Below are 6,194 nucleotides of genomic sequence, written 5' to 3' on the forward strand. Positions count from 1 at the left end.
GATCATGTCCTTGATTCGGTCGACCAGAACCAGATAGCCGTCGGCGTCGAAGTAGCCGACGTCGCCGGTGTGCAGCCAGCCGTCCACGACGGTTTTCGCCGTCTCCGTCGGCCTGCCGAGGTAGCCGCGCATCACGTTCGCTCCGCGAATGACGACTTCGCCGGGTTCGCCGGGCGCCGACAACGCGCCGCCGACATCCATGATCGCTACGGTCTGACCGGGCAACGGGATACCGACAGTCCCCGGCTTCCGTTGGCCCGCTACGGGATTGAGAGTCGACGCACAGGTCCCCTCGGACAGACCGTAACCCTCGACGATCGGCACACCGAAGCGCTGCTCGAACCGGGCGATGAGCTCGGCGGGCATCGGCGCGGCACCGCAGATCGCCAAGCGCAGCGAGGAAGTGTCGGGACGAGGACCGTCGGGCTGGGCCACCAGCATCGCGTAGATGGCGGGCACCGCCGAGAAATAGGTGGGCCGGACCCGCTCGACCGTGTCGAAAAAGCCTGAGGCGGAGAACTTTCCGGCGATGGTGGTGCGTCCGCCCGCCAGCAGTGGCGACAGCACGCTGACCACGATGCCGTTGACGTGGAACAGCGGCAGGATCAGCAGGCTGTGGTCGGTCTCGTTCAGGCCGAGCGAGTCGATGATCATCGCGCACATGGCGGCGAGGTTCTCGTGACCGAGCAGCACACCCTTGGGCCTACCCGTGGTGCCGCTGGTGTAGATGATCAGGGCGAGATCGTCAGAGGACGCGGCGGCGACGGGACCGGCGTGCTCGGCCAATTCCGCGATGTCGAGAGTGATTGCGGGCCTGCCGGATTCGCCGAGGACGACGGCGGCGCCGGAGTCTTCGACCTGGTACCGGATGTCGTCGTCGGTGAGCCCCGGATTCACCGGAGTGACGGCCGCACCGAGTCGCCAGGCCGCGAACAGGGCCACCACGAGGTCTACTCGGTTGGGCAGCACCACCGCGACGACGTCGTCGGACCGCACGCCCTCACGATGCAGGACCGACGCAGCGGCATCGACCCGAGCATGGAACTGCGCATTGGACAGTGTGACGGTGTCGTCGGCGATGCAGGGTCCGTGCGGGTCGGCAGCGGCTCTGACCTCGGGCAATTCGGCGATGTGTCGCATGATTCCTCACCGGTGGCGAATGTGATCTGAGTTACATCACTCACGGTAGGACGCGAATCAGGCGCCGACTACGGGCCCGCAGCCCAGCGTTGCGCCGACGTGTTGTGCCACGGGCACAAACAGCGCCACACAGGTGAGCGTCGGGGGTACTGTCTGCGGCCATGGCCCACGACAACGATCCACTGGTGCGTGCGGTGGCGGGCCGGATCAAAGCCGACCTGGACCACCTGTCACCGAGGATGACCACGATGTTCACCGAGGTCATCCCCGAATTCCGGCACGACGACGAAGTGCGCAGACTGATGGTGGCCAGCACGGAGTCCAACCTGTCCGCGATCTTGGACATACTCACGCTGGCCATCGGCCTCGACGACATCACCGTGCCGCCCGCCGCCGCCGAGTACGCCCGCCGCTTCGCCCAGCACGATCTGTCGCTGGAGGCACTGCTGCGCGCCTACCGGCTCGGCGAGAACATGTTCGTCCAGTGGACGATGACGCTGCTGGCCGAACTGAACCCGCCCACCGACGTGGCGATGGCCACCGCGGCCCGCATCGCCTACCTGGTCAACAGCTATATCGACCAGGTGATCGAGGGCCTGATCGATATCTACGAGAGCGAGCGCCGCCGCTGGGACGCGCGCACCGACGCTGCCCGCGCCGCACAGGTGCGCGCCGTCGTCGACGCCGATGATCTGGACGTGGGCTCGGCCGAGCAGATGCTGTCGGCCTCCCTGCGTGGCTGGCACCAGTTCGCGACGCTGTGGACACCACCGGGAACCCGCGATCCCCGCGCGTCGCTGCGCGCGGGCACCGCCCTGCTGGCGGCCGCGACCGGCAAGACGCCGATGACCGTCGAGGTCGACGACCACAACCGGTGGGTGTGGATCTCCTCGGTGGCCCGACCCGTGCTCGACACCGAACAACTCGCCCACGATCTGCGGGCCCATCCGAATCTGTCGATCACCCTGGGCGATCCGGCTACCGGCCTCGAAGGATTCCGCCAGACCTTCCGCGACGCGCAACAAGCCCGCGCCGTCGCCCTGACCAGGCGAGAGCACGGACTCACCGTCCATTCCGACGTGGCGTTGACCGCCCTGTTCGCCGACCGGGTGCCCGAGATGCGGGTGTGGGCCGAGCGTGTGCTCGGCGCACTGCTGGGCACGGACGAGACAGCAGCGCGGTTACGCGAGACCGTCCGCGCGTTCCTCGACGCCCGTGGCAGCTATACCGACGCCGCCGCGCGGCTGCACGTCCACAAGAACACCGTCCACTACCGGGTGCGCAAAGCCGAAGAGCTGCTCGGACATCCGCTCGGCGAGCGCAGGCTCGACATCGAAGTGGCCCTGCTGACCTGCGCCCAACTGGGGATCCCCGAGGCTCCTCACCAGCCCCGGCGAAGCCGTCGCAGGTCGGCCGAGACCACCGTGGACGACGCGACCTGACGACCGGTTGGTCACCGAGACCTTCGGTTTCGGCGACCTCGGCAAGGCCGTCGACTACTGCGCCGGCGAGAACGGCACCCGCGCAGTCGTCCCCTTCTGATCTGCGGCGCCGGGAACGGCTTACAGGTCGAGTTGTCTGATCCAGGCGAGATAGGCCGAGGTCTGTGCCCGGAGATCGTCGACCGGCCAGTCGTCGGGTTGCAGCGCCGCAGGAAGCGCGGGGTCGGTGGTGAGCAGGTCGAGCGCGGCGCATACCACGGCGAATCTTGCTGCCGGGTCAGGGTTTTCGATGTCGTCGAGCAGGGCGCGACCCCGCGCCGACCAATCGGCCAGCGACCACAGTTCGGCGGTGAGGTCGGCAGCGTTCTCGACCGGCCGGAGTCGGAAATGGAGCGTGGTGGTGGCCAGGTCCGCGGGCAGCTCGCGGACGAGGTTGGCCGGCCGCAGCCAGACTCCCTCGCGAAGTTCTGCCAGGCGAAGCGAGAGCAGCCTGGCGCGCAGGGCCGCACGCTCGGCCGACGGCCGTCCGGCGGCGGTAATGACGACCTGCTCCCAGTCGCCGTCCCAGGGCCGAACGGGCGGGGCGGTGAGTTCGGTCCGGCGGGCGCGCAAGGCGGGGTCGAGCGTGTAGGCGCGCTGTTCACGGATCAGCTCGCCCGCGGCCACCATCCGCGACACCGCGACACGCACCGTTGTCTCCGGATAGCCGACGGCGGTGGTGGCAGCGCAGATTTCACTCGAGGTGGTCGTCGGCGACTCGGCCGCTATCAGAATCCGGATCACCGCCGAACGGGCCGACACCGGACGGACCCGTGCGTCGAAGCCGGTAGCAGCGGATTTCACGAGACCGAGTCTACATATTTCACTATTGCCGCGACTGTCCGAGAACTGTAACGTCGCACGGTATGACCACGACCACATCCACGACCTCCCCGTTCCCGCTGACCGGGCGCACCATGATCATGTCGGGCGGCAGCCGCGGCATCGGGCTGGCGATCGCCGTCGCCGCCGCCCGCGAAGGCGCCAACATCGTGCTGCTCGCCAAGACCGATACGCCCGACCCCCGACTGCCGGGCACCGTCCACACCGCCGCCGCCGAGATCGAAGCCGCCGGTGGACAGGCGCTCGCGGTGGTGGGCGATGTGCGCGACGAAGCCTCGGTAACCGACGCGGTGGCCCGCGCGGTCGAGCGTTTCGGCGGCATCGACTACTGCGTGAACAACGCCTCGGCGATCGCCCTCGCCCCCACCGAGGAACCGCCCATCAAGCGGTTCGACCTGATGCAGCAGATCCAGCTGCGCGGCACCTACCTGCTCTCGAGCGCCTGCCTGCCGCACCTGCGCCGCAGCGACAACGCCCACATCCTCAGCCTGTCGCCGCCGCTGAATCTCGCACCCGAATGGCTCGGCGCCTACCCCGCGTACATGCTCGCCAAGTACGGGATGTCGCTCCTGACGCTGGGCTGGGCAGCCGAATACGCCGAACACGGCATCGCAGGCAACTGCCTGTGGCCCGAGACCCTGATCGCCACCGCCGCGGTGCAGAACCTCCTCGGCGGCGACGACGCGATCGCCAAAGCCCGTACCCCGCAGATCATGGCCGACGCCGCGGTGGCGCTCCTGCGCAAGGACGCACGATCGGTCACCGGAAACACCTTCCTCGACGTCGACGTGCTCCGTGCCGAAGGCGTCACCGATCTCTCGCCCTACGGAGGCGCCGACGGGCTGGAATACGACATCTTCGTCGACCCGCCGCACAAGCGGGCCTGAGCCGCCCGCCCGCAGCGCGAACACAGGGGGTTTCGCCGACACCGGAAACGCGCCTGACGTCGTCGAACACCATGGGTTCCGGGGCTATCCTCGGTAGAGGGCGGCGCACCAGCGCACCGCCACGAGGTCGCACCGAATCGAGCCTGAATGGCCGAAAACTTGCCGACGCAGCGCAGCTCGGCCACCGGGATCGCGGCGGAACTGACCGCCGAGGGCTTCGAGGACGCCCAGGAGATCGGACGCGGCGGTTTCGGTGTGGTCTACCGCTGCGTCCAGCCCGATCTGGACCGCGTGGTCGCGGTGAAGGTACTGACCGCCGAACTCGACCCCGACGGATTGCAGCGCTTCGTGCGCGAACAGCAGGCGATGGGCAGGCTGTCCGGTCATCCCTACATCGTCGCGGTCTTCCAAGCGGGCACCACCCACGGCGGGCACCCCTACCTGGTGATGCCCTATCACGCGCGTGGTTCGTTGGAACAACGCATCCACACTGTCGGCCCGCTGGACTGGGCAGCGACACTGCGCTTGGGCGTGAAGATGGCGGGCGCCCTCGAGACCGCGCACCGGGCCGGCATCCTGCATCGTGACGTGAAACCGTCCAACATCCTGCTCAGCGACTACGACGAACCCGAACTCACCGACTTCGGGATCGCCCGGACCCAGGGCGGGTTCCACACGACGACCGGAATCGTCACCGGCTCCCCCGCTTTCGCCGCGCCGGAGGTCCTGCGCGGCGCGCAAGCCACCGCCGCCGCCGACGTGTACGGCCTGGGCGCCACGCTGTTCTGCGCGCTCACCGGACATGTCGCCTACGAGCGGCGCGTCGGAGAGCAGGTGTTGTCACAGTTCCTGCGAGTCTCCGCGCAGCCCGGTCCCGATCTCACCGACCAGGATGTGCCCGACGAGGTCAGAGCCGCCATCGAGCACGCGATGGCGACCGACCCCGCCGACCGGCCCGACAGCGCCGCCGGCTTCGGCGCGGAACTGGTTGCGGCCCAGCGCAGTACCGGCAGCCCCGTCGATGTCCTCCGGGTCCCGGATACCCAGCGCCCCGTCGCGGTGCCGATCGCACCGGCGGCCCGGGCCCGCGACCGCACCACCGCGCCTCCCACACCCGCCACGAAGTATCGCCCGCCGACTCCGGCGCGGGCGACTCTCGCCAGAAAGCGCCTGCTCGAGCACTTGCGCACCACCGAACGCACCCGGCTCACCGCCATCCACGCGCCCAGCGGATTCGGCAAGACCACGGTGGCCGCCCAATGGCACGACGAGCTGGTCGAGCACGGCGCCGCAGTCGCGTGGCTGACCGTCGACGAGGACGACGACAATGTCTCCTGGTTCCTCACCCACCTCGCCGAGGCGATCCGGCCCGCCGTCCCCGTGCTCGCCGACGATCTCGACCGGCTGCTGGAAGCCAACCCCGACGACCCGACCCGCGCCGTGCTGACCGCACTCGTCGACGGTCTGCACGCCGACGACCGGCGGGTGACGCTGATACTCGACGACTGGCAACGGGTCACCGCCCCCGCCTCGGTGGACGCGGTCCGGTTCCTGCTCGAGCACGGGTGTCACCATCTGCCCCTCGTCGTCACGAGCACCGAGCGGCTCGACCTGCCGTTGAGCAGGTTGCGCATCCACGGTGAGCTCGCCGAAATCGACGCCACGACACTACGTTTCAATCCCGACGAAGTACACGCGTTCCTCGCCGAAGCCGGCGGTGTGCACTTGGCCGCCGACGAGGTGGCCGCGCTGGCAGGCGCCACCGACGGCTGGGTCGCGGCACTACAGCTGACGGTGCTGTCGCTGCGCGCAGGTGAGGACCCGGCGCACCTGCTCGACAGCC

5 protein-coding genes are annotated in these 6,194 nt (G+C 69.0%); 3 read left to right on the forward strand and 2 right to left on the reverse strand.

The features are described 5' to 3' along the window. A partial coding sequence (locus ACFWF3_RS20635; RefSeq protein ID WP_379314896.1) for a class I adenylate-forming enzyme family protein occupies positions 1-1,140 on the reverse strand: 1,140 nt, incomplete at its 3' end. Positions 1,141-1,301: 161 nt separating this feature from the next. Between ACFWF3_RS20635 and ACFWF3_RS20640 the strand changes: the two genes are divergently transcribed. After that, the gene (locus ACFWF3_RS20640) at positions 1,302-2,582 is read left to right on the forward strand and encodes a helix-turn-helix domain-containing protein (RefSeq protein WP_379314897.1); all 1,281 of its coding nucleotides are present in this window, start codon (positions 1,302-1,304) and stop codon (positions 2,580-2,582) included. 120 nt (positions 2,583-2,702) lie between these two features. On the opposite strand, the gene ACFWF3_RS20645 is transcribed toward ACFWF3_RS20640, so the two are convergent. Continuing rightward, entirely contained in the window at positions 2,703-3,425 is a 723-nt protein-coding gene (locus tag ACFWF3_RS20645; protein WP_378989652.1) for a PaaX domain-containing protein, C- domain protein, read from the reverse strand. A gap of 62 nt (positions 3,426-3,487) precedes the next feature. On the opposite strand from ACFWF3_RS20645, the gene ACFWF3_RS20650 reads away from it, so the two are divergent. Together ACFWF3_RS20650 and ACFWF3_RS20655 are read left to right on the forward strand one after the other, a co-directional pair. Continuing rightward, positions 3,488-4,351, forward strand: coding sequence for an SDR family oxidoreductase (locus ACFWF3_RS20650; protein WP_379314898.1), 864 nt, complete (start codon positions 3,488-3,490; stop codon positions 4,349-4,351). Between the two features lie 147 nt (positions 4,352-4,498). Beyond that, positions 4,499-6,194, forward strand: a 1,696-nt coding sequence (locus ACFWF3_RS20655) for a protein kinase (RefSeq protein ID WP_379314899.1), incomplete at its 3' end; no start/stop codon positions are given.

Source organism: Nocardia sp. NPDC060220, assembly GCF_042727815.1.
In the GTDB taxonomy this organism is placed as follows: Bacteria; Actinomycetota; Actinomycetes; order Mycobacteriales; family Mycobacteriaceae; genus Nocardia.

Coding starts and splice junctions, on each gene's coding strand:
- ACFWF3_RS20640 (WP_379314897.1), top strand. CDS start 1,302: ATGGCCCACGACAACGATCCACTGGTGCGTGCGGTGGCGGGCCGGATC.
- ACFWF3_RS20650 (WP_379314898.1), top strand. CDS start 3,488: ATGACCACGACCACATCCACGACCTCCCCGTTCCCGCTGACCGGGCGC.